This window comes from Variovorax sp. P1_H12_2, from assembly GCF_056405335.1.
Genome location: NZ_JBFUCI010000003.1, coordinates 1 through 23323 on the forward strand (window position 1 = coordinate 1; position 23323 = coordinate 23323).

Here is a 23323-nt window from a genome sequence, read left to right on the forward strand (position 1 = left end):
CTAGTGGTCGCGCCGTCTGCCGCTCGCGAGCGGCAGGTAGTGGCCGAACTCGGAAGTTTGTCTACCGTCCAAGATTGGAACCGCAGTGTGGACAGAACTTGATTTTGATGCCTCCGCCGCCAGCGCTCGGAGCAAGTGGAATGAACCAGGCCTTCTGCTTCGGCCACCATTCGTATCGCAGGTCAAAGTAGCACGTCTTCGTGTGCTGGTCGAAGCTGTCGCAGCAAGACACGAAAGGGCGCGGCACGTTCCTTGTGCCTTCCGGGCAGGTCGAGYCGTCTTCGTGCGTCGTTCTTTTAGTCATAGTGGGTTCAAAAGGTCAACGACCGCTTCTGGCCGTTCTCAGGCTTTGGCCGCATTCTGCCTTGAGCCGGGCGTGCTCGTCAGTCGTTTGAGGCGCCGTCCCTCGCCACAATGGCCGGCGCCCGAACRTAGTAGTTGTCCCACTCRGTCTCTTCGACCAGCTCAAAACCATGTCGCGCATAGAAGCGATTSGAGTCGCTCTCCCGCAACGCGCCGACCCGAACGGACATCCCTTGCGCATCTGCATCGGCGAACACGACTGCRAGGGCTGCGGCACCGATGCCCTGGCCTTGATGCGCGGGGGCCACGTAGAGATGGTCAAGAAGMAAATGCCCAGCTTCGGGGCGAACAACAACGAAGCCCACCCTCCGCGCTCCGACTACCAGGTGCCGGGTAYACGCTGGCGTGAAGCTGGCCAAAAATCGGTCCCTCGCGCGTYGCRGGTCAAAGCGGCCGAGCCGCTCAAGGCTTGGGCGCATGGCGACGATTCGGAGGGCGACAAGGTCCTCKGCGTCTTCCGACGAGGCAGGTTCAAAGTTGACGGATTTGCCGTTCACAGGGTCGATGGGTCGAATGTCGGGTTCTGGCCCGCATTCTGCCGCGTATGACGGTATTCGCCCGCGTTGGGACGTTCTGGACAACCGTCATCATCTTTGGTGGGGATGACCGGTGAAGCTATCGAACCTAGGCTGGCCAACGAACCTAGCGGGGTTGGAAATGGCCAATCAACCAAGGAAACCTCTTCGTGTGGCTATCGCTGTCATCTCTGGAGCTTTACTTGCTCATGCGGAAGACCTCGATCCCCTCGCGCCGCCCGTCCCTTGGGCGCCCAAGAGTACTAGCCTCTAGCCAGGACGGGTCGGTGCGTGCTCCCGGGATGGTCTGGGTGTCACGTCTAGTGCTGGCACGCACAAGGAGAAGAAGATGAAGAAGTCCTTAGCAATCATCCTCCCCGTGATCCTTTGCCTACCGCTTGCGGCGGCTGCAGACCCTCCAAAAAGATGCAGTGTTGCCACGCTGAAGGGCCTGTACGTCTTCAGTGCCACGGGCTTTCAGCGGCCGCAAGACAGTCCGCCTGGCACTCCCTGGGTTCCGAAGGCGATTGTGTCAACCAATCAGTTCAACGGAGATGGCTCGGTGTCCACGCCCATGATCGCCATTGCGAATCCTCCCTTCCCCCCCTTCGATTCCGGCGGCATATTTTCTCCGCCAGCAGGCTCCGACGGAACGTACACGGTCAACGATGACTGCAGCGGAACGCTCCAGACCGGCAATGGCGTGGCATTCAAATTCTTTGTCGATCCCGGCGGTGACACGACCTGGTCGATTCAAATCAGCCCGCCCGGCAACGTGTTCCAGGGTAAATCCGAGCGCGTGAGTCGATAAGGCCGGACACATGGGAGCCGTTGCACGCTGGTAGCCACGGTAAACGTCTCAACCGATGGCATCGTCGCGCCCTTTTGGGTGGAGCGCCCCGAAGCAGACGCTGACCAATGTCGGGTGATAGCCCGCATTGTGACTTGGCCAGGCCAGCACGCGCAGCACCCTGAGAGCTTCCTCGCACCCCAACGAGACAAAAGCGGGCAAGCCTCTGCGGGAGCTTCCGGCGGCGCCGCGGCTGCTCGGGGCTTCGCGCCGGTGCGCAGCCGAAGCCCTTGTATGGCGAAATGAGCCGCTGGTATCCGTCAATGGCAGCTAGCGCAAAGGTCTTCATGTGCCTCGTTGGACGTCCGTGCTGAATGCATGGTCCTGGCCCGCATGCTGCCCTAGCTCGCCCGRCAAGATGTGGGGCAGGACTGCGTATGCGATGCGCCACCGAAGGTCAGACGCGCCGCCTTGGGAAAACTTGGTCGCCAACAGGGGCGTTCGCCGGTCTATGCTTCCATCCATGTCCATCCGCTCTGCCACCCCCGCTCTCGCTGCCGCTCTACTCTTTGGCGCCAGCACGCCACTGGCCAAGCTTCTCGTGGGCGACATTCAGCCGCTCCTGCTCGCGGGGCTCCTGTACCTTGGTAGCGGGCTCGGACTCAGTGCCCTCTTGATGCTACGGCGGTTGAAGCAGCGGACGGGCGACCAGCCGGCCACTTCCTTGCGCATTCCGCGCAAGGAACTACCATGGCTTTTCGGCGCCATCTTCTTCGGCGGGATGCTTGGACCGGCGCTGCTCATGCTGGGGCTGACGCAGGCCAGCGGAGCGTCGGCTTCGCTCCTCCTGAACGTCGAGGGTGTCCTGACCGCCGTCATCGCCTGGCTGGTGTTCAAGGAGAATGCCGACCGTCAAATCGTTCTGGGAATGGTCGCCATCGTCGCCGGCCGCGTGCTGCTGTCGTGGGAGCCGGGCGGTGCGGCGTTTTCGCCAGGCGCATTGCTCATCGTCGGCGCCTGCCTGTGTTGGTCCATCGACAACAACCTTACCCGGAAGGTCTCGACCAATGACGCCATGCTCGTCGCGTGCCTCAAGGGATTGCTGGCGGGTGCCGGCAACACCGCTTTGGCGTGGGTCAACGGCAATGCGCTGCCGACTCTGCCGGCGATGGGCTACAGCTTGCTGGTGGGATTCTTTGGCTACGGTCTCAGCCTGACGCTCTTCGTGGTTGGGCTTCGGACGCTTGGCACTGCAAGAACCGGCGCCTACTTCTCGGTCGCACCGCTCTTTGGCGTCGTCATTTCGCTGGCGCTATGGCCCGGGTTGCCGGGCCCCTTCTTCTGGGCCGCCGCTGCACTGATGGCCATTGGGGTATGGCTACACGTGCGGGAACGACACGAGCACGAACACACCCACCTTCCGCAGGTACACGCTCATAGTCACAGGCATGACGAGCACCACCAGCACGAGCACGCTTTCGGATGGGACGGGACAGAACCTCACACGCATCCGCACCAGCATGAGGTGCAGACCCATCGACATCCCCACTATCCCGACATCCATCACCGCCACGTGCATTCGCACCCGCACTGAAGGCCGAATCCTGCCTGTTGCGATGGGGCGTCGTCCCGAAGAACCTTGTACGTTGTATAAACTTGGACGACGTTCATATTCGGATTCCACCTTGCCAGCCTCCAATCCTCCTGGCCGCCGCGAGCGGCGGCGCGCGCAGATTCTCGACCAGATCGCGACGACCGCAATGCAGCTCTTCGAGGCGCACGGCTACGACGCGACCACCATGGAGCAGATCGCGCTGCAGGCCGATGTGGCGAAGGGYACCCTCTACAACCACTTCGAAGCCAAGGAGGCGGTCCTTGCGCACTGGGTGCAAATGGAACTGGCGGCCGACACGGAGCGCCTGCGCGGCGTGATCGAGAGGCCTGGAGATTTCGAGTCGCGGCTTGGCCGTTTGCTCGAAGCGTCGGTCGAATGGTCGGAGCGCTACCGAGCCTACCTGCTCGCCTATTTCCGATTTCGATTTCTCAACATCGAGAGCGAACTCGAGGGCTGCAATGCCGAAGGGCGGCCGCGCGATCTGGCCGGGCTCTTCGCTCTGCTGATTGAACGCGCACAGCGCGACGGCACGCTGCGCACCGACGTGCCAGCCGAGCACCTGGCATCGCTTCTGCACCACTTGTACTTTGGTGCGCTGATGCGCTGGCTGACCCTGCCCGGATTGGTGCTGGCCGACGAGATCAGGGTGATCGTCCAGATCTTTGTCGACGGTGCCCGCGCCGCCGGCAAACCGCAGGGGAGCAAGCGCGCATGAGGATCGCAGTGGTGACCTACGGCACCGAGGGCGACGCACGTCCGCTCGCCGCGCTTTGCCGTGCACTCGATGATGCAGGCCATTCTTCGGTGTTTCTGGCGGACGCGTCGACGCTCGGCACCGCTCGGAAGCTCGGCGTGCGCTCGCAGGCGCTCGACGGCGACATCCGCGGCGCAGTGGGAACGGGTGGGGCGATCGCCAACGTGGTGGCGAGCAACCGGCCAGGCGCGGCCGCCCAGGCCCTCGCCGACATCGCCAACGCCAGCGCCACGGCATGGCTGCGCCAGATCGTCGAGACGGCGCGCGGTTGCGATGCCATCGTGTGTTCCGGATTGGCCGCCTTCGTGGGGCTTTCGGCCGCCGAAGCGCTCCGGGTGCCGGTCATCGGCGCGGGGATGTTTCCGCTCACGCCAACCCGCTGCTTTGCGTCGCCGTTCCTGCCGCCTGCGCAGGTACCGCGCTTGCTGCGCCGCGTGAGCCATCACCTCGTCAATGCGATGCTGTGGCGCGCGTTCCGGGCGGCGGTGAACGCGGCGCGCGCCGAGGTGTGCGGCCTGCCGCCGCGTCGGCGGATGTGGACCACGCACCCGATGGTCTATGGTTTCTCGCCGAGCCTGGTGCCGAGGCCGCTCGACTGGCCCGCGAATGCCATGGTCTGCGGTCAATGGATTCCGCCTGCGCCCGACTGGCAGCCACCGCCCGCATTGAGCGCATTTCTGGCAGCAGGCGAGCCACCGCTCTACATCGGCTTCGGCAGCATGACCGGCTTCGACGCCGGTCGCCTGCGCCAGACGGTGATCGATGGCGTGGCGGGCCGGCGCGCGGTGCTCCAACCTGGCTGGAGCGAGATCGACGTGCAGGGGTTGCCGGCCAACTTCCATGTGCTGGGTGATGCGCCGCACGACTGGCTGTTTCCCCGCATGGCGCTGGTGGTGCATCACGGCGGATCGGGAACCACGCATTCGGCGGCGCGTTCGGGGGTGCCCTCGGTGGTGGTGCCGTTCGCGGGCGACCAGTTCTTCTGGGCGCACCGATTGGCGCAGGCTGGCGTGGCGCCAGATGCGGTGGCGGGCAATCGCCTCCGCGCGGACGATCTGGCGCGCGGGATCGCGTTTGCCGGGCGTTCGGCGGTTCGGACGACAGCGCAGGCGCTGGGCGAGCAGATGCGCGCGGAAGACGGCTTGGCGCAGGGCGTGAAAGCGATCGACCGGATTCTGAGGGCGGGCGCAGCTTGACTGCGGCGTCAACCATCCGTTCAAACACCATCATTGATCGCAGCTTGTTCACGACACTTCGAAGCGGAACGGAAACTGGCCCAGGATCTTGCGAGCAATGCCCACAGTGGCGCTACGCGTCACCGTGGCCTCGACCTGAACGCCGAGGCGCGGGTCATTGATGACCTCGAGCCGAGAAGTCGGTGCGCCCGCCTCGTCCAGCGCCGTTCGCAGCGCGCCCATGATCTCGCGCTGCCTGAGCTCAGGCTTGAAGATCTTGCCGACGCCGGTCAGCGGCATGGACGTCACCAACCTGATCGCCTTCGGCATTGCTGCGCGTTCGGTGATCTGGTCCCTGGCGAAGGACAGCAGCTCTTCCTCGGTCGTTCGAAAGCCGGGCCTGAGTTGCACGTAGGCGACCGGCAGCTCGCCCGCGTGCACGTCGGGGCGGCCGATCGCAGCGACGAGTTGCACGGACGGATGTCGGTGCAGCGGCTCCTCGATGCTCGCGGGGTCTATGTTGTGGCCGCCGCGGATGATGAGCTCCTTCTTTCGTCCGGTCAGGTAGAAGTAGCCTTCAGCGTCCTGTCGGCCCAGGTCGCCGGTGTTCATCCATCGCCGGCCGTCGCCCAGATCCAGCCAGAGCCCTTTGGCCTGATCGGGGTCGCGATAGCCGGCAAATGCATTGGGACCGCTGATCGCGAGCACGCCTGCCTCGCCGACCGCGCAGTCGCGCACGTAAACCCCCGCGTCGTCCAGCATGACGGCTTTCATGGCCTGCAAGGGCACGCGCAGGCCGATCGACCCGGCGCGCCGCTCGCCCAGCGGAGGATTGCAGGTGCTGACGCAGGTTCCCTCGGTCAGGCCGTAACCCTCGAGGATCTTCAGCCCCGTGAATTCCTGGAAGGCGCGCATCAGTTCCACCGGCATCGGTGCGGCCCCGCAGAGCCCGTATTCCAGCGAACTGAGGTCGCGATCCTGCGTCGGCTGCTGCATCAGTGCCGCATAGACCGTCGGAACACCACTGAAGAAGTTGATCTGGTGGTGCTCGACCAGCTCCCAGAAGTGCTTGATGACGCCGTCGCCGCGATAGCCCGAGGGTGTGCCGATGATCACGTGTGCGCCGCGTGAGAAGGGCAGCAAGCCAGTGACCAGGACACCATTGACATGGAAGAGGGGCAGGCCACAGAAAAGGGTTTTCCCCGCCGAGATGCCATCGCCGAGGAACTGGCCGGTGCTCCACGCGTTGGCGACCTCGTTCCCGTGGGTGCGCATCGCGATCTTGGGCGCGCCGGTGGTGCCGCCGGTGCAGAAATAGGACGACCGGTCGCCGGGGCGGATCACACGCCCGCTGACGAGGCGGTCCACCGGCTGTGAGCGCAGCCCTTGCGCGAAGTCGCGCACGCTGAAGCGACCCCTTGTCTCGCTCGGAGCCACGCCCGCGACCTCGGGGACCTGACCGGCCAGGTCGACCAGCACGACGTGTTCGAGGCTGCTGACACGGCCGAGCAGCGGCTGCAGCCTCGACCACAGGTCCATGCCGGCAACGGGTGCCAGCGTGATCAGCACCTTCGCTTGGCCAGCGGCGAGCAGCTCGACGATGGCCGCGGGCTCCAGCATGGGATTGATGGCGAACGCAATGCCGGCCGCCTGGCCGCCCCAGATCGCAAGATGGGTCTGCGGCAGATTGGGCAACGCGAAGGCGACCACATCGTCGGCACCGACGCCCAGTTCGTGGAGGAAGTTGGCCGTGGCCGTGATGCGAGAGAACAGCGTCTCGTAGTTCCAGACTTCTGGCCGCGCATGATCTTCGACGCGCGGGAAGAACGACAGCGCCGGCGCGTCGGGGTGGGCGCGCGCTGCGGCGCCGATCATCTCGTAGGTGCTGTTCGGCAGCAGGCCGTCGTGCTCGCTTTCGAGAGCGAGCAGGTCTGCGATGGAGGCGATTCCGTTCATGCTTTTCACCAAATTGACATTGGCGTCACGGCAGGAGAACCGCTCGGCCGGGAAGGCCTGCCGACACGTGGTCGAACGCGGCGCTGGCGTTGTCGAAGGGCACGGCGATGCCGATCGGCAGCGCGATCCTTCGGGCTCGAACGCCCTTGGCGAGCGCCTCGAGGGCATCGCGGTCGGGCTTGAAGATGGTCCAGGCGTAGCTGGCTTTTGGCGCGCGTGAAGCGACGATAGCGCGGACCTGGTTCCTGTCGCGGCGACTCGCCCACGCCCCGCCCAGCCATCCCAGCCGGTCGAAGTTCGCAAGCAAGGGGTGCACCGTGGTCGCCTGGCCCATGGCCCCCGCGCCGAGCCGGGACGCGAGGCGAGCATCGTCGTCCCAGTTCGCGAAGTTCAGCACCACGTCGAAATCCGAGGGCAGCGACTCGATGCAAGCCGGGCCATGCTCGACGGCCACCTGGGCACCGAGGTCCAGGCCGGCCTGGCTTTGGCCTCTCCCGCAGATCGCTGTGATCTCGCTACCCCAGTGGCGAAGTACCTGAATGGCCAGCCGTCCGAGGCCACCGCTGGCGCCGTTGATCAGCACGCGGGCTCCGCGCGCGTTGCCAGCGCTGATCCCGCTCGAGCGCAGCGCGAGCCACATTGTCGTGAACGAATAGGGCAGCACCGCGAGCGCGGTCGGATCCGCGTCGTGCGGCGCGGGCAGCAAGAGGTCCTGCGGCACCGCGACGTGTGATGCATGCGCGCCGCCCGCCCGGCCGGTGGCGAGCAGACCGAACACGCGTTGCCCGCGGGCGAAGCGCGTCACACCGGTGCCCACGGCTTCGATGATGCCGGCGACGTCGTTGCCCAGCACGAGCGGAAAGCGCGAAGCGCCCTTGAGCCCCAGCAGGCGGCTGCCATAGCCGGCCGCGCGCTTGACATCGATCGGGTTTACCGAGGTGGCGTGAACTCGCACCAGAACGTCACCAGCGCCGGGATGGGGCGGTTCGACACTGCGCACGGCCAGGTGCGGTGGCGAAGCCGCCACTGTGCATACCAGTTCACGCCGCATGGTGGGCGCCCTCCATGTCATGGGCCGGAGTTGGCGATGTCGCCCCAGGCGGCGCGACGAGCTCAAGCGCTCGCCGCAGCATTGCCTCGCAGTCGGCTACCGGGCCTTCCGCCAGCACGCAGCGGTCAGGCCTGACGATCGCGACCCAGCCAAGTGGTACCCGGCGTGGTAGAAGGGCCTCATCGAGCGCCTCCAGCCGCTGCGCAGGCGGTGCGAGATGCTGCGCCTGCGATCGCTGGCACCACTGCCACACCCGTCCGCCTGAAGCTTGCCAGCGCTGCAGCAACTCGGCCGGAATCTTGGCTGAGGCATCTACGCCAAAGCCGATCAGCGCCCATTGCAGTCCCAGAGCGTCGTCGCTGAGGATCGGCACGCCATTGACGGCTGGCCGAACCCAGCCTTGCGGCAGCATGGCCCCGGCACGCAGCCGCTCGCTGCCGCGCACGCGCCAGAACAAGCCTCGGGCGAAGGTGTTTTGCGGCTTGATCTTCATGTCCTCGAATATCGCGCGGCCGGCCGGCAGCAGGCGCAGCAGGCTCATCAGACCGTGCACAGCGAACGCGGCAGCGCGGTGTTGCGGCATCACGATCGCGCCGAGCATGCGCGCCAGGCGGATGATCTTCATGGCATGGGGCCTTCGCTCGGTGTCGTAGCTGTCGAGCACCCGCTCGTTCGCCCGTCCCTGCACGACCCAGGCGAGCTTCCAGGCCAGATTGGCCGCGTCGCGCAATCCGGCGACCAGGCCCTGGCCGGCGAAAGGCGGTGTGATGTGCGCAGCATCGCCCACGAGGAAGGCCCGGCCCTTGGAGAAGCGCTTCGCCGCGCGCGCATGGAAGCGATAGACCGCCGTGCGCTCGATACGGATGCGCTCGCTGTCGCACCATGGCGCGAGCAATCGCCGCACCGACTCCGGTCTCTCCATCTCTTCTGGCCGCTCGCCGCGACGAAGCATGAACTCCCACCGCTGCCGACCGCCGGGAGCCGCCATGCGCGGGGTGGGGCGCCGCGGGTCGCAGATGAACTCGACGTGGTCGATCGGGGCCGGCACATCGAGCGCATCGACGATCAGCCAGTCCTGGTAGAAACTGCGGCCTTCGAAGTCCAGATCCAGCGTGCGCCGTACCAGCGAGCCTGCGCCGTCGGCCCCGATGAGGTACCGCGCGCGCACATAGGTCTCATGGCCGACGGCGTCCTCCAGCCGCGCACGGATGAACCGGCCATCGTCCACGAAGGCGGCGAGCTCGCTGCCGAGCCGCACCTCGATGCCCGGATACTGCGCAAGCTTCTCGCGCAGCAGCCGTTCGAGCTCCGGCTGGTAGAAGGTGACGAGCGCAGGGTGCCCGTCGATGATGCCGGCGCTGTTGATGCAGGCGAAGCGGCCGAACAGCGGGGAGTGGTACTGCACTTGCGGGATGGCGACGGTCTCGAACTCGCCATCGCGCACGCCGGCCATTTGAAGTATGCGCAGCGCCTCGTTGTCCAGCGCGATCGCGCGCGGCTTTTCGAAGATGGCGGTCGCCTTGTCGATGGCGATCACGCGCACGCCGTAGCGGCCGAGCAGATTGGCCAGCGCGGCGCCGACTGGACCGAGTCCGACCAGCAGGATGTCAGTGTCGAGCCGCGGCACAGTGAGCTTGGGGAGTGGCGCGTTCATGGTGGGGTGATCGAAGTCGTCTGTTCTCCGAGGTCGATAGCACCGTCGTCGGTGCGAATCGACGCGCTGATGCAGTCGCCCGGCCGCAGGTAGGCCGGACTGGTGCGCCCCTTGCTCACGAACATACGCCACTTGCCGGCGTCGCTGAGCAGGTGTTTGGCGATGAACATCGCGGCCTTTCCCGGCGCGCGCGCGGCGCAGCCCGCGGGCGTTCCGGTGGCAATCAGGTCGCCGGGATGAAGATCGTGCAGCGCCGAGAGTTCGGTGAGCGTGGCCGCGGGGCCATGGATCATCTCAGCGCAGTAGGCGTCCTGCCGCGTCTGGCCATTGACGCCCAGGCGCAGATGCAACTCGGGCCAGCGTGCCCACTCCGGCGGCGTGAGCAGAACCAGGACGGGACCGACCGGGCCGAAGCCCCTGTAGCTCTTGCCCTTGTAGAACTGGCCTTGCGGCAACTGGACGTCGCGTGCGGACAGGTCATTGACGATCGTCACCCCGGCCAGCCACTGCGGCAGCCCGTCGCTGGTCACCTGCGTGCCGGCGGGCAACTGCCTACGCAACACGATGCCGAGCTCGATCTCATAGTCGAGCAGGTGAACATGAGCGGGGCGGGTCACCGGCGCATCCGCCGCCGTGATGCACGAAGGCGCCTTGGTGAAGATCGTGTTGAAGGGGAAGTCCTCGGCGCGCAGGCCCGATTCGGCGATGTGGCTGCGGTAATTCACGCCTTGGCAGATGAACTGCTGATGATGTGTCACCGGCGGCAGAAGCTGGACGTTTTCGATCGGCACCACGGCCTGCGCCGCCTGGGTGGCCCAGAGCAGACTCCAGTGGCCGGAAAGAAGCTCGCCGGTGCTGGACGCATTGACTTGCAAGGGGGCAATAAGGCGCCCGAATTTGACGCCCCATCGAGGCATGCCGTCTTCGGCGTATCGAATGATCGTGCAGGACATGGTGTGTGTTGAGGGAGAGTTAGAGCCAAGGGCGAGCGGGCGCACCGAGTGCCGCGCTCATGAGCTTGAGACGCTGCGGCGTGATGTCCCCGCGGAGAACGAGCTTCAGCACCTGCAGGAGGGTGCGCAGGTTCTTTTTGGGCTTCATCGATGCGGGCGCGTCGGCGCCCCAGGACCAGATGCCGCCGAATTCGAGTGGTGAGTAGACAGTCTCCACATCTGCGGTGAAGACGTCGCCGTCCGTGTAGTGCTCGTACTCGAAGCCGTCGGGATCGAACCAGTAGTCGAAGAGCTGACTGCCGAGCAAGTGTCGGCCAATGCCCCACATGTGCCGGTGACCCTGGGCGCGAAGCACCTGCTGTCCCTGTCCAAGCGCATCCAGATCGATGACCTCGTAGGCGCTGTGCTCGATCTTTTCCTCGATGCCGCCGACGATCACCAGTGTGTGGTGATCAGCGGGTTGAGCACCGAGATCGAGCCGGCAGAACGCGAGACTAGGGCTGCCGTCGGAAAGGTACTGCACATCCGTGGGAATCAGCCCGAGTGCATGCATGTACCACTCAGCCATGCGCGCGAAGTCCACCGTCTGCAGGACCAAATGCCCGAGTCGGACGACGCGCGCCGGTTCGATGGGCGTGCGCACGGCGCGATTGACGCGGGGGGTGTGCTGAGCTGTGTTGGTGGCCGGCGGGACGGCCTCGCGCATCGGCAGTGACGCGACCCGCCGTTGATCCTGCAGCAGCCATACGCTACGACCGCCTGGGTCAAGCAGCTCAACGCCGCGCCCGCCCGCCGGCAGGATTTCGAGGGGCAGCCAATGCGCCCCCATCTGCTCCACGTAGCGGTGCAGATCGGTTTCGTCCGACATGACAAACGCGGGGCCGACGAAGCGATCCTGAAGTGCGGCTTCGGCGATTGCAATACACGGCGCAGTCCCGGTTCCTCGCGCCACAAGACGCTGAGGCGTGGAGCTGACGATACGAAAGCCGAAGTCGCGCCAGAAGCGCTCAGTGGGCGCCAGCCGGCGTTTTTGCCAGCGCAGGAAGGCCAACTCGACCGCGCGACCAAGGGCTGGTGGTCGTGGCAGTCGCTGGACATCAGTGGGGAGCCGGCCTTCGGGGTACGACTCGGGCTGCCGAAGTACTGCGGTGGAGCCTCTCACAGGTGGGCCTCGCTTCAAAAAATGTAATGAAAGCCGAGCCGGAACCATTGAACCTTTGCTCGACGAAGAAGTGCCGCCGCTGCCCGCAGGTGGCGTCGACACATTCATAATAACAACATTGTCATCATGACAAACTTGTCGTTTATACTTAGTCGTCCACTAGGCACAATTCACCCATGCAAACGCAAGACCACCGCCAGCGCGTCGCGGCCGAGCGACGAGAACGCATGAGGGCCCGACTGCTCGCAAGTGCGATGAGGCTCGTCGCGGAGAAGGGGCCGACGGCGACATCGATCGACGATGTGATTTCCGCCGCCGAGGTGTCGCGCGGCACGTTCTACAAGTACTTTCCGTCGCCAGACGCATTGGTCCGGGAACTGGCCATCGAGATCGCCAACGAGCTGATCGGGATGGCCGAGCCCGTGGTACGCAGCTACGACGATCCGGCTGAACGGGTGTCGAGTGGTATTCGACTCGTGGCCAGGTTGGCTATCGACCACCCGCTGGCCGCCGCATTCCTGGTCCGCCTCGGATGGCCGGACGCGCGAGGCCCCAACATGCTGCTCGACTTCGTGCGGAGGGATCTGACCGAAGGCATTCGGCAGGGTCGCTTCTTGCGCATGCCGATCGCGCTGGCCCTCAACATCGTGGCGGGTGCAGTCCTCGGCGCGACGCATCGCATGCTCGAGCCAGGTTGCGAGAGCGACTTTGCGGAACTGAGTGCCGCGGCCGCGTTGCGCGGGCTGGGTCTGGACCCGGAGAGCGCACAGGAAATTGCGAACAGCCCGTTGAAGCCGGTGGAAATCCTTGCAGCGGGTTTGCTCACCGAGACCTCGGACATCCCGGCGCCAGCGGTTGCCAAGCCGATTCGGCAAGTCGTCGAGCGTCGTGAAGTCGTTTGAGGCTGGCTGCCGCTGCCGCACCGACATGACTTGATTCCCAGGTGCGCCGATAATTCGTGGCTGTCCTCTCACAAGTCGCGCGCGTGACGCACTCGCAGTCCAACTCGCCTCCCGTTCGGATCAGCTTTGAGGAGTTCGATCTCGACGAGGCGAACGCCTGCCTGCTGCGCAACGGAAAGGCCGTCGCGCTCGCGCCCACACCCTTCAATTTGTTGTGTGCGCTCGCACGCCAGCCCGGCTCGCTGCTGACCAAGGATGCGCTGCTCGATTCGGTATGGGRCCACCAGTTCGTCAGCGAATCGGTGCTCAAGACGGCGATCAGCGATCTGCGCACGGTGCTCGGCGACAACCCGCGCGAGCCGCGCGTGATAGAGACGGTGTCGCGCCGCGGCTATCGCTTCATCGCGGTGCCGGCCGCCGCGCACCTGGCACCGCCTCTCGCTGCGACGGTGGCGGCGGACCTGTGGCCTTCGCAGCCGTTCGTCGGCCGCGCGGACGCTATCGCCCGGCTGCAGCAGGGGTGGGAGCAGGCCTGCGGCGGGAAGCGTGCGGTGGTCTGGGTCGCCGGCGAACCGGGTATCGGCAAGACCACGCTGATCGAACACTTCGTCGCCGGCCTCGGCGACATCGCCTGCGCGCGAGGGCAGTGCGTGGAGCACTACGGCACGGCCGAGCCATACTTGCCGGTGCTGGAAGCGCTGGCCGAGCTGTGTCGCGGCGACCGCTCGCTGCCGGCCCTGCTGCGCACCGTGGCGCCGACCTGGCTGCTGCAGCTCCCGTGGCTGAGCACGACGGAGGAACGCGACGCGCTGCGCCGAGAACTCGCCGGTGTCGGCCCGGACCGCATGTTGCGCGAGATGGCCGAGCTTTTGGATCGCTACACCGAGCAGCGTCCGCTGCTGCTGGTCACGGAGGACCTGCACTGGAGCGACCGGGCGACCATCCAGCTGATCGACTACGTCGCGCGGCGGCGCGGGCGCGCGCGTCTGATGTGGCTGTCCAGCTTTCGCCTTGCCGAAGTGATCGCGCTGGACCACCCGCTCAACCCGCTGCGGCGCGAGCTGCGTCCACACCGCCTATGCGACGAAGTCGTGCTGGACCCGTTCTCGGAAACCGAGGTCGCAGACTACATCGCGCAACGCTCGGCCTCGCTGGCGCGCGACGAGGCATTCGTGCGCGCGCTGCACGAGCGCACGGACGGTGTGCCTCTTTTTGTCTCTTCGGTCATTACCGAGGTGATGGATCGCACGACGGACGACGCGGCGGTGGAGGCGCGGCTCGCGGCTGCAGTGGTACCGGAGAATCTGGCAGCCATCATCGACCACTACATCGCCAAGTTGAGTAGCGAGCCGCGGGCCCTGCTTGCGGCGGCGGGCGTGTGTGGGGTGGAGTTTCGCGTCCATACGGTGGCACTCGCCCTGGAGCGCGACGTCGCATCGGTGGCCCATGCCTGCGAGGAGTTGGTTCGCGAGCACGTGTGGCTCACGGCGCCGCGCTCAGGCGAGGGCGACGAGACGGCCGAACCGCCCTACGCGTTCCGGCATGCGCTATTCCGCCAAGTGCTGTACGACCGCACGGCGCTGTCCGCCCGCACGCAACTGCACCTGAAGGTCGGGGCGGCCCTGGAACGCGAGCGCGCGGCCGGTGTGCCGGTCGCCGCCGCGGAATTGGCCATGCACTTCGACCGCGGGCGCCGGTCGATGATCGCACTGCAGTACTACGCCGAGGCGGCGGAAGCAGCGCTTCTGCACTTCAGCCCAGCGTCCTGCATCAGCCTCACCGAGCGGGCCTCGGCCCTGCTTCAAAAGGCGCCGGAAACAGAAGAGCGCGATGCACTCGAGATCGTGATCGCTACCCTGCACGGCGTGGCGGCCTTCCAATCGCTCGGCGTTGGCAGCGAGACGAGAAACGCTTTCGAACGCGCGTACGCGCTGCTGCGGGGCCAGTCAGAGCACGCGATGCGCGGGCTGTTGCTGCACGGCTTTGGCTACGTGCTGAGCCTGCGCGGCGAGTATGCGCAAGCGCTGGCGGTGGCGCAGCGCGCCGAGGCGCTCGCATCCGGATCCAACGATCCGGCGCTGATGCTGGCCGCGTGCATCGTGAACGGCGAGGTGCACCAGCTCCAGGGCCGGCCGCAGGCGGCGCTCGCATGGATCGAGCGCGGGCTCGCAGCCGCCGAGTCGCTCGACTTCGTGGCCAGGGAGATATTCGTCGCCGATCCGCAGGTGACGCTGCTTGGCATGCTGGCCATCGAGTTCGTGCACCGGGGCCTCGTCGAGCAGGCCCGGGCGCATGTGCAACGCTCGCACGACCGCGCGCGCGAGTTGCGACAGCCGATGACGCAGCTCGTCGCCACTTGGCACGAGGCGCTGCTCGAGGTGCGCCTGGGCAACGCCGAGCGGGTTGCGGCCCTTKCCGAGGAAATGCAGGCGCTGGTCGACGAGTTCTCCCTGGCGCAGGGCCGGACGGCATGTCGCTGGTACCGCGGTTGGGCAGAGGCCTGGAACGGTGCGCCGCTCGAGGGCCACCGCCTGATTCGAGAGGCCTGCGAAGAGAACGCCCGGCTCGGCATGCGCTCCGGCGCTAGCGAAGTATTGGGCTATGCGGCACAGGCGCTTCTGCTGGCTGGCGACCTTGACGCTGCGCAAGTCCAACTCCAGGAAGCCCTGCAGGTTGCGGACGAGTTGGCCGAGCGGGTGTACTTGCCGCAGCTGTGGCTGCTGGAAGCATCGATCGCCCGCGCGCAAGGCCGGGCCGACGCCGGTGCCGCCTCGGTCCGACGCGCGATCGAGGAGGCGCAGGCCCAGCAGGCGCCCTGGCTCGAACTGCTCGCGCTCGTCGACCTGTGCGAGCATCACGAAGCGTCGACCCCGGAGCGCCGTGCTCTCGCCGCGCTCGTCAGCCAGCTGCCCGAAGCCCGCGACACCGTGCCGGTGCGTCGCGCGCAGTCAATCCCGTGTGCGTGAAGCCCGCCTGACAACGCGCCCGCCGTCAGCGCGTCAACGCCGGGGCTCGCGCACCCGCTGCTCCCACAGTTCCCAAGCCAGGGTCAGCACCACCGGGCCGATCACCACCCCAGTCAGGCCCAGCACGCCCAAGCCGCCGATGCAGCCCATCAACACCCAGACGAACGGCAACCGCATCCCGCCGCTGGCCACCATCGGCCGCACCAGCTTGTCGCCTGTGATCAACACCGCGCATCCCAGTAGAAGCGACATCAGTGCCGTCGTTGGACCGCCCTTCAGCGCGAGTTGCACCGTCATTGCGGCCACTGCCCCATAGCCAAGGAAAGGCACGGCGGCCAGCGAACCTGTGATCGCGGCCCAGAGCAGCGCGCGCGGTGCGCCGGCGAGTGTGTACGCCAGCGCTGTCGCGAGGCCGTCGAACAACGCCACGACCAGCATGCTGTTCACGGAGGCCCGCACGGCGCGCGTGGCGATGTCGATATAGCGTTCGGCTCGGTCACCGACGGCCTCACGCAGCCCGCGGCTCAGTTCGAACTTCAGCGACGCGCCTTCTCGGTAGAGGAAAGCCAGGAGCAGGATCGCGAACCCGACGATCAGCACATGCCGGGCGGTGAACTGTCCGAGCGCCTGCGCCCAGCCGAGAAGTGAGGAGGGGGCGGTGTGTTGCGTCAGCAGCTGCAGCGCCCCTGGGTTGACGAGTTGGCTTTGCCAGCGCGCAGCCAGCCAGGGCCCCATGACGGGGGCGTTCGCCAGCCATTCGGGCACGCCGAGCCCGCGGCTGTCGGCGGCCGCGAGGTCCAACAGCAACGCGTGCGCCTCGCTCAGTAGCGCCCCGCAGGCGAAGAACATGGGAGCCAGCACGAACGTCGTGATCGCGCCAGTGAACAACGCGGCGCCTGCGCTCTTGCCGATGCGGCTCGGCAAGCGGTCCCTGAATGCGGCATAGAGCGGCCAGCTCGCGATCGCGGTCACGCAGGCCGCCAGCAGGGCCTCGATGAAGTCGTGAACGATCCAGATGGACAGGACGACGATGGCGGCGGCAAGCAGCCGTCCGGGTGTGAGCTTGAGGTTCATGTGCCGGGGCCCGGCGGGGGCGGGCGGTAGTGATGGGCCGTGATGCTAGAGACGCCAGCCGCCCGCGTCGTCAGCAACAGGTCGGGATTCCGTCGCGCTTGCATGCGAGCCCGATTTCGACCGTTCGTCGACCTTTCGCTGACGACCCGACTCGGGGACGGGCCTACGCTGACGCCGAACTTCTCTCATCCACAAGCTGCCATGGTGCTGAACCCTGAATCCAAATACCCGAACCGTCGGGCCTACGTGCTGAAACTGCGCAGCGACGCCACTCCCGAGGCTTTCGCGGGCCGACTTGAAAACCTGGTCACCGGGCGCCAGCGCGAATTTGCGACTGCCCACGAGTTGCTGCAATCCATTGCCAGCGACCTGGAGGCAGGGGCGGCGGACCGCCCGCAGGACGACCCGGCCGCATGAGCGCGCCGGGCCGTCCGGAGGCCCGCCTCGCATACCGACCGAACGCCGACGCAACGCTGACGACTCCGAGCGCATCGCGCCCTACGCTCAAACCCCTCGAATCCACACGAGTCCACTCCGATGCCACTTCCATCCGCCCTTTCGCCGTCCCACAAGGCCAGGCAGAAGCCCCCCCCACCGGCCCATCAGCCAGCCGGTCTCTTCGTCGTGGCAGCACTGGCCGCAGCGATCGCCCTGGTGTCCACCGGCTGTTCCACGCCGGCCGCCCATCCGGCGATCGACGTGCCGGCGCAGTTCGCCGCGAGCACGCCCTCCGACGTCGAGCCCGAGGCCGCCTGGTGGGAAACTTTCCACGACCCGGTGTTGACCGACCTGGTGCGCCGTGCCGAGCGCGAGAACCGCGACGTCAAGATTGCCGCCGAGCGCTTGCGGGCAGCGCGTTCCGGCGTGACGGTCAGCCGGTCCTTCCTGATGCCCAGCGTCAGCGCCGTCGGCTCGGGCAGCGATCGCAGCAGCGGCTACGGTGACGCCGTGAAGAAGTTGCAGCCGGACACCAAGACCGGCAGCGCTGGCCTCGATGTCGCGTGGGAGATCGACCTGAGCGGTCGCCTGCGTGCAGGCGCGGCCGCAGCTGCAGCGGACGCGCTGGCGGTGGAAGACGGCTTGCGCGGCGTGCGCCTGCTGGTGATGACCGACGTCGCCACCAACTACTTCACGCTGGTGGGCGCGATCCGCCAGCTCGACACCCTGCGCGCGATCTCGGCCGCCCGTGACGAGACCCTGCGCCTGGTGCAGGCGCGCCAGCGCGCCGGCCTCGCGACGGCGTTCGACGTCGAGCGCGCGCAGACCGAGGCCGAATCGGCGCACGCACAGATCCCGCCGCTGGAGACGGTTGCGGCGGTCTCTCGGCATCGCATCGCGGTGCTGATCGGCGATCAGGCCTTCAATGCCGCGCAAGTCGCGCCCTGGCGCGGCAACCTGGTCGTGCCCCAGGCCCAGCCGGGACAACCTGCCGCGCTGCTGCAACGCCGGCCCGATGTGCTCGCCCTGATGGCGCAGCTCGATGCGGCCAACGCGCGCCGCCAGCAGGCTGCAGCCGAGTGGTTCCCTCGGCTATTTCTCGACGCGTCGTTCGGCCGCCAGAATGTGGAGCTGAACGGCATCGGCCTGGGTTCCGCCCGCTACACCAACGTGGCGGCCCTGCTCGCGATGCCGATCTTCAACGCCGGTCGCACGCGGGCGATCAATGACATCGCCGAGAGCGGCCAGCGCGAAGCGCTGCTGCGCGCCGAGGATGGCATGGTGCGCGCGCTGGAGGACGTGGAGAACGCTCTGGTCGCGCTCTCCTCGGAACGGCAGCGCTCGAAGTCGCTGCAGAGCGCCGCCGCGTCCGCGGAGGCGGCCCTCGGCCGCGCCCAATCGCTCTACGACCGCGGCCAGATCGACCTGCTGCCGCTGCTGGATGCGCAGCGCTCGCGTTTGGCAGTGGGACTGAGCGCCAACGAAAGCAACACCCAGCTGCTGCTCGACAGCGTGCAGCTCTACAAGGCGCTGGGCGGGGGCTGGCAGGTGTTCGAGCCTGCCGCCCAACCCACCGCGCAATCCACTTCCGTCGGCGCTACCCCCGCGTCGCATTCCTGAAACCCGTCGCTTTCCACGAGGTACTGTCTTGAAGAACTCTCTTTCCGTGGCCGGCGCTTTGGCCGTCGCCGCTCTACTCTCCGCGTGCAGCCCTGACAAGCCGCACACCGAAGCGCCCCGGCCGGTGCGCATTGCCGATGTCCGATATGACGCCGCCCGCGAAGCCAACCGCTATGCGGGTACCGTGCAGTCCCGCTACGAAGTCGACCAGGCCTTCCGCGTGGGCGGCAAGGTCGCTCAGCGCAAGGTCGATGTCGGCCAGATCGTGCATGAAGGCGACATCCTCGCGGTGCTGGACGACAGCGACTACCGATTGGCCGAGGAGGCCGCGGGCCAGCAATGGTCGGCTGCCGTCACACAGTCCCGCCAGGCCGCATCGGACCGCAAGCGCCTGGGTTCGCTGAAAGCCGACGGCTCGGTCAGCGTGGCCGACGACGAGCATTCCCACAGCGGAGCGGAAACGGCGCAGGCGGCCGAAGGGGCGCAGGCGCGTCAGCTCGAACTCGCCCGCAATCGCCTGAAGTACACGGTGCTGCGCGCCTCGCGCAGCGGCGTGGTCACCGCGGTGCGCATCGAGGTGGGCCAGGTGGTCGCCGAAGGGCTGCCGGTGGTCGCGATCGCCGACCCTGGCACGCCGGAAGTCGTCGTCGATGTGCCTGAGGACCAGGTCGCGGATTTCAAGTCGGCGCACTTCAAGGCGTCGCTGGCGAGCGCGCCCGCCGACTTCTTCGAGGTTTCGCTGCGCGAGATTTCGCCGCAGGCCGCCGCGCAGACACGCACCTACCGCGCCCGGTTGAAGCCGGTGGGTGCCCGGCCGTTGCCGCTGGGCGCGACGGCCACGCTGGTGACCGACCGGGTGGTCTCGGACGTGCAGGCTGCCGCGATTCCCGCCACCGCGCTCACCCAGGCGAATGGCCGTCCGGCGGTCTGGGTGGTCAGGCGCGCCGGCAAGGAGCCGGTGGGCAGCGTCAACCTGATGCCTGTGGCAGTGATCGGCTACCGCAACGACCTCGCGCTGGTCTCCGGCCTGCCGGCCGGCGGGCAGGTCGTCACCGCGGGAGTGCAGAAGATGGCGCCCGGATTGAAGGTCGCGCTGCCCGATGCGACGCTCGCTGAAGCAGACAGCACGAAGCAGGCCGCCCAATGAACAACTTCAACCTCACCGAATGGGCGCTCGGGCATCGCGCCGTGGTGCTCTTCCTGATCATCGTGGTTGCCATCGCGGGCGTCTTCAGCTTCTCGAAGCTCGGCCAGCTCGAGGACCCCAAGTTCTCCGTGCCGTCGATGACGGCGACAGTGATCTGGCCCGGCGCCAGCGCGCAGCAGATCCAGGACGAACTCCTGAACCGCATCGAGAAGAAGTTCGAGCAGCTCGACCACTTCGAGAAGGTCGTCACCTTTGCGCGCCAGGGCTACGGCGGCATGACGATCACCGTGAAGGGCGGCACCTCGCACAAGGACCAGCAGGAAGCCTGGTACCAGGCGCGCAAGAAGTTCTCCGACCTCAAGCTCGAACTGCCCGACGGCGTCGTCGGCCCGATCTTCAACGACGAGTTCGGCGACGTCTACTCCCTGCTCTACGCCGTCAAGGGTGACGGCATCGGGCACGCGGAGCTGTCGGACATCTCCGAGGACATCAAGCGCCGCCTGCTCAAGGCGCCCTACGTGAAGAAGGTCGACCTCCTGGGCAAGCAGGACCCGAAGGTGTACGTGGAGTTCTCCAACCAGCGCCTGGCCACGCTCGGCATCACGCCGCTCGCGATCGCCGAGAGCCTGAAGAGCCAGAACGCCATGATGCCCGGCGGCTCCATCGACACGAAGGACGACCGCGTGTTCATGCGCGTGAGCGGCCAGTTCACGAATCTGGACGACATCCGCAACGTGCCGGTCTCCGCGGGGGGCCGGACGATCAAGCTCGGCGACATCGCGACAGTGACGCGCGGCTTCCAGGACCCGCCGACCTACACCATCCGCCACAACGGCCAGGACGTGCTGATGGTCGGCATCGTGATGACCGACGACGGCAACGTCGTCGAGCTCGGCAAGGCCGTGGAAGACGCGGTCGCCAAGGTGCAATCCGAACTGCCGCACGGCGTGGAGCTGGAGCGCGTCGCCGACCAGCCCACCACCGTGAAGGATTCCGTGTGGGAATTCGAGCGCTCGCTGATGGAAGCCCTCGTGATCGTGATGGCGGTGAGCCTGCTGAGCCTGGGCTTCCGCACCGGCCTCATCGTCGCCATCTCGGTGCCGCTGGTGCTCGGCGTGGTCGCCATGGTGATGCTCGCGATGGGCTGGAACCTGGAGCGCATATCGCTCGGCTCGCTCATCATCGCGCTCGGTCTGCTGGTGGACGACGCGATCATCGCGATCGAGATGATGGTGGTGAAGATGGAAGGAGGGTGGGACCGCGCGAAGGCGGCCGCCTTCTCCTATTCCGCCACCGCCATGCCCCGCCTTTCGGGCGCCCTCATCACGGTCGCGGGCTTCATGCCGATCGGCTTCGCGCACTCCACCACCGCCGAATACGCGGGCGGCATCTTCTGGATCGTGGGCGTTGCCGTGGTGTTCTCGTGGCTCTGCTCGGGCATGATCGTGCCCTACCTCGCGGTGAAGATGCTGCCGAAGGACTTCGGCAAAAACCACCACGGCGACCCCTACGACACCCCCTTCTACCGCAAGCTGCGCGGCTGGATCGACTTCGCGCTGGACAAGCGCTGGCTGATCATCGCCGTGACGGGGGGCGCCCTGGTGCTCGCGCTGGCCGGCATGAAGTTCGTCCCGCAGCAGTTCTTCCCGAACAGCGAGCGCCCCGAACTGATCCTCGACCTGCGCTTGAAGGAAGGCTCGTCGTTCCAGGCAGCGACCGAACAGGTCAAGCGCATGGAAGCGGTGCTGAAGAAGGACGAGGAAGTGCGCTTCTTCACCGCCTACACAGGCGCAGGCGCGCCGCGCTTCTACCTCGCGCTGTCGCCCGAGCTGCCCAACCCCGGCTACGCCCAGTTCATCGTGATGACGAAGGACATGGAAGCGCGCGAACGTGTGCGCTTGCGGGTGATGGCCACGGTCGACAAGGAATTCCCTCAAGCCTGGGTTCGTGTCACGCGTCTGGAGATGGGCCCCGCGGTGGGCTACCCGGTGCAGTTCCGCGTGGTCGGCCCCGACACGCAGAAGGTGCGCGAGATCGCCCGCCAGGTCGAACAGGTCATGTCCTCGAGCCCGAAGGTGCGTGACGTGCAGTTCGACTGGAACGACCCGGTCCGCACGCTCAAGGTCGACCTCGACCAGGACAAGGCCCGTGCGCTGGGTCTTACGCCCGCCGACGTGAATCTCGTCACCCAGAGCGTGATGAACGGCGCGACCCTGTCGCAGCTGCGCGAGCACGAGAACCTGGTGGACATCGTTGCGCGTGCCGTGCCGAAGGAGCGCCTGGACCTGGACACGCTGAAGGACGTGAACATCTACACGCGCAACGGCACCGTCGTGCCGCTGTCCGCAGTGGCGAAGGTGAAGTACGAGCTCGAAGAGCCCGTGCTGTGGCGGCGCAATCGCGACATGGCCATTACCGTGCGTGCCGACGTCAAGGACGGCGAGCAGCCCGTGTCCGTGACGAAGGAAATCGAGCCGCTGCTCAAGGACATCGAGGCGAAGCTGCCAGCCGGCTACCGCGTCGACACCGGCGGCGCCGTGGAAGAAAGCGAAAAGGCAAACCAGGCCCTCGCCGCCGTGGCGCCGGTGATGGTGCTCACCATCCTGCTGATCCTCATGCTCCAGCTGCAGGACTTCTCGAAGATGGCGATGGTGTTCCTCACCGCCCCGCTCGGCCTGATCGGCGTGGTCGCAGCCCTGCTGGCGTTCCGCGCCCCGCTCGGCTTCGTGGCGATCCTGGGCATCATCGCGCTCGGCGGCATGATCATGCGCAACTCGGTGATCCTGATCGACCAGGTGCGCATCGAGATGGAGGAAGGCCGCGACGCCTGGAATGCCATCGTCGATGCCGCCCTGCACCGGACGCGCCCCGTGGTGCTGACCGCCGCCGCCACCGTGCTTGCGATGCTCCCGCTCACGCGCAGCGTGTTCTGGGGCCCGATGGCTCTCGCGATCATGGGCGGCCTGACCATCGCCACGGTGCTGACCATCTTCTTCGTGCCCGCCCTGTACGCGGCGTGGTTCAAGGTCCGCCGCGCGCCGGCCGGCAGCGCCGACGCGGCTCCCGGTCACGTGGTGCTGGCTTCCTGAGATCACGGCCATGGCGCGGCGCCCCATCCTCACCGACGAAGACCGGCCGGGTCTTCCACATCGACTCCCAAACGAACTGACCTCCAACGAAGGAACGAC

General features: G+C 66.8%; 17 protein-coding genes. 10 read left to right on the plus strand and 7 right to left on the minus strand.

From position 1 onward, the window contains the following. Positions 1-383: 383 nt before the first annotated feature. Complete coding sequence (locus tag AC1D2K_RS00735; protein WP_478085593.1) at positions 384-782, minus strand: GNAT family N-acetyltransferase; 399 nt, start codon at positions 780-782, stop codon at positions 384-386. Between the two features lie 445 nt (positions 783-1227). Between AC1D2K_RS00735 and AC1D2K_RS00740 the strand changes: the two genes are divergently transcribed. The 4 genes from AC1D2K_RS00740 (at position 1228) to AC1D2K_RS00755 (ending at position 5233) form a co-directional block, all read left to right on the plus strand. Further along, positions 1228-1689, plus strand: a complete 462-nt coding sequence (locus AC1D2K_RS00740) for a hypothetical protein (RefSeq protein ID WP_478085511.1) — start codon at positions 1228-1230, stop codon at positions 1687-1689. Positions 1690-2191: 502 nt separating this feature from the next. After that, complete coding sequence (locus AC1D2K_RS00745; protein WP_478085512.1) at positions 2192-3262, plus strand: DMT family transporter; 1071 nt, start codon at positions 2192-2194, stop codon at positions 3260-3262. A 22-nt stretch (positions 3263-3284) separates the two neighbouring features. After that, positions 3285-3998 (plus strand): TetR/AcrR family transcriptional regulator, encoded by a 714-nt coding sequence (locus tag AC1D2K_RS00750; protein ID WP_478085514.1) that lies wholly within the window; start codon positions 3285-3287, stop codon positions 3996-3998. Continuing rightward, positions 3995-5233 carry a glycosyltransferase gene (locus tag AC1D2K_RS00755; RefSeq protein ID WP_478085515.1) on the plus strand — a complete coding sequence of 413 codons (1239 nt, stop codon included), beginning with the start codon at positions 3995-3997 and terminating at the stop codon, positions 5231-5233. Before AC1D2K_RS00750 ends, AC1D2K_RS00755 begins: the two co-directional genes overlap by 4 nt. A 48-nt stretch (positions 5234-5281) precedes the next feature. On the opposite strand, the gene AC1D2K_RS00760 is transcribed toward AC1D2K_RS00755, so the two are convergent. Genes AC1D2K_RS00760 through AC1D2K_RS00780 form a run of 5 tightly spaced genes read right to left on the minus strand, consistent with a single transcriptional unit; the run spans position 5282 to position 11877 of the window. After that, positions 5282-7168, minus strand: coding sequence for an acyl-CoA synthetase (locus tag AC1D2K_RS00760; RefSeq protein ID WP_478085517.1), 1887 nt, complete (start codon positions 7166-7168; stop codon positions 5282-5284). Between the two features lie 25 nt (positions 7169-7193). After that, a complete protein-coding gene (locus AC1D2K_RS00765; protein WP_478085518.1) occupies positions 7194-8219 on the minus strand; it encodes an alcohol dehydrogenase catalytic domain-containing protein in 1026 nt (341 codons plus the stop codon). Further along, positions 8209-9873 (minus strand): bifunctional 3-(3-hydroxy-phenyl)propionate/3-hydroxycinnamic acid hydroxylase, encoded by a 1665-nt coding sequence (locus AC1D2K_RS00770; RefSeq protein ID WP_478085594.1) that lies wholly within the window; start codon positions 9871-9873, stop codon positions 8209-8211. Before AC1D2K_RS00770 ends, AC1D2K_RS00765 begins: the two co-directional genes overlap by 11 nt. Continuing rightward, positions 9870-10826 (minus strand): fumarylacetoacetate hydrolase family protein, encoded by a 957-nt coding sequence (locus AC1D2K_RS00775; protein ID WP_478085520.1) that lies wholly within the window; start codon positions 10824-10826, stop codon positions 9870-9872. Before AC1D2K_RS00775 ends, AC1D2K_RS00770 begins: the two co-directional genes overlap by 4 nt. 19 nt (positions 10827-10845) lie before the next feature. Next, positions 10846-11877: a VOC family protein gene (locus AC1D2K_RS00780; protein ID WP_478085521.1), complete on the minus strand. Its 1032-nt coding sequence runs from the start codon at positions 11875-11877 to the stop codon at positions 10846-10848. A gap of 287 nt (positions 11878-12164) precedes the next feature. Between AC1D2K_RS00780 and AC1D2K_RS00785 the strand changes: the two genes are divergently transcribed. Then, positions 12165-12890 carry a TetR/AcrR family transcriptional regulator gene (locus tag AC1D2K_RS00785; RefSeq protein ID WP_478085522.1) on the plus strand — a complete coding sequence of 242 codons (726 nt, stop codon included), beginning with the start codon at positions 12165-12167 and terminating at the stop codon, positions 12888-12890. A gap of 83 nt (positions 12891-12973) precedes the next feature. Beyond that, positions 12974-15856, plus strand: a complete 2883-nt coding sequence (locus tag AC1D2K_RS00790; protein WP_478085524.1) for an AAA family ATPase — start codon at positions 12974-12976, stop codon at positions 15854-15856. A gap of 33 nt (positions 15857-15889) precedes the next feature. Here AC1D2K_RS00790 and AC1D2K_RS00795 read toward each other — a convergent pair whose 3' ends face one another. Next, on the minus strand, positions 15890-16930 hold the full coding sequence (locus tag AC1D2K_RS00795; protein ID WP_478085525.1) for an AI-2E family transporter: 1041 nt from the start codon (positions 16928-16930) through the stop codon (positions 15890-15892). A 201-nt stretch (positions 16931-17131) separates the two neighbouring features. Between AC1D2K_RS00795 and AC1D2K_RS00800 the strand changes: the two genes are divergently transcribed. From AC1D2K_RS00800 to AC1D2K_RS00815, 4 genes are all read left to right on the plus strand, one after another. Continuing rightward, a complete protein-coding gene (locus AC1D2K_RS00800; protein WP_478085526.1) occupies positions 17132-17347 on the plus strand; it encodes a hypothetical protein in 216 nt (71 codons plus the stop codon). Between the two features lie 120 nt (positions 17348-17467). Next, the gene (locus AC1D2K_RS00805) at positions 17468-18988 is read left to right on the plus strand and encodes an efflux transporter outer membrane subunit (protein WP_478085527.1); all 1521 of its coding nucleotides are present in this window, start codon (positions 17468-17470) and stop codon (positions 18986-18988) included. 28 nt (positions 18989-19016) lie between these two features. Beyond that, positions 19017-20135: an efflux RND transporter periplasmic adaptor subunit gene (locus AC1D2K_RS00810; protein ID WP_478085529.1), complete on the plus strand. Its 1119-nt coding sequence runs from the start codon at positions 19017-19019 to the stop codon at positions 20133-20135. Continuing rightward, positions 20132-23224 carry an efflux RND transporter permease subunit gene (locus tag AC1D2K_RS00815; RefSeq protein WP_478085531.1) on the plus strand — a complete coding sequence of 1031 codons (3093 nt, stop codon included), beginning with the start codon at positions 20132-20134 and terminating at the stop codon, positions 23222-23224. Before AC1D2K_RS00810 ends, AC1D2K_RS00815 begins: the two co-directional genes overlap by 4 nt. The last annotated feature ends 99 nt before the right edge of the window (positions 23225-23323 follow it).

Bases quoted from the DNA above. Each gene is read 5' to 3' on its own strand.
- AC1D2K_RS00740 (WP_478085511.1), top strand. From the start codon at position 1,228: ATGAAGAAGTCCTTAGCAATCATCCTCCCCGTGATCCTTTGCCTACCG.
- AC1D2K_RS00765 (WP_478085518.1), bottom strand. From the start codon at position 8,219: ATGCGGCGTGAACTGGTATGCACAGTGGCGGCTTCGCCACCGCACCTG.
- AC1D2K_RS00800 (WP_478085526.1), top strand. From the start codon at position 17,132: ATGGTGCTGAACCCTGAATCCAAATACCCGAACCGTCGGGCCTACGTG.
- AC1D2K_RS00775 (WP_478085520.1), bottom strand. From the start codon at position 10,826: ATGTCCTGCACGATCATTCGATACGCCGAAGACGGCATGCCTCGATGG.
- AC1D2K_RS00785 (WP_478085522.1), top strand. From the start codon at position 12,165: ATGCAAACGCAAGACCACCGCCAGCGCGTCGCGGCCGAGCGACGAGAA.
- AC1D2K_RS00755 (WP_478085515.1), top strand. From the start codon at position 3,995: ATGAGGATCGCAGTGGTGACCTACGGCACCGAGGGCGACGCACGTCCG.
- AC1D2K_RS00745 (WP_478085512.1), top strand. From the start codon at position 2,192: ATGTCCATCCGCTCTGCCACCCCCGCTCTCGCTGCCGCTCTACTCTTT.
- AC1D2K_RS00760 (WP_478085517.1), bottom strand. From the start codon at position 7,168: ATGAACGGAATCGCCTCCATCGCAGACCTGCTCGCTCTCGAAAGCGAG.
- AC1D2K_RS00805 (WP_478085527.1), top strand. From the start codon at position 17,468: ATGCCACTTCCATCCGCCCTTTCGCCGTCCCACAAGGCCAGGCAGAAG.
- AC1D2K_RS00795 (WP_478085525.1), bottom strand. From the start codon at position 16,930: ATGAACCTCAAGCTCACACCCGGACGGCTGCTTGCCGCCGCCATCGTC.
- AC1D2K_RS00770 (WP_478085594.1), bottom strand. From the start codon at position 9,873: ATGAACGCGCCACTCCCCAAGCTCACTGTGCCGCGGCTCGACACTGAC.
- AC1D2K_RS00815 (WP_478085531.1), top strand. From the start codon at position 20,132: ATGAACAACTTCAACCTCACCGAATGGGCGCTCGGGCATCGCGCCGTG.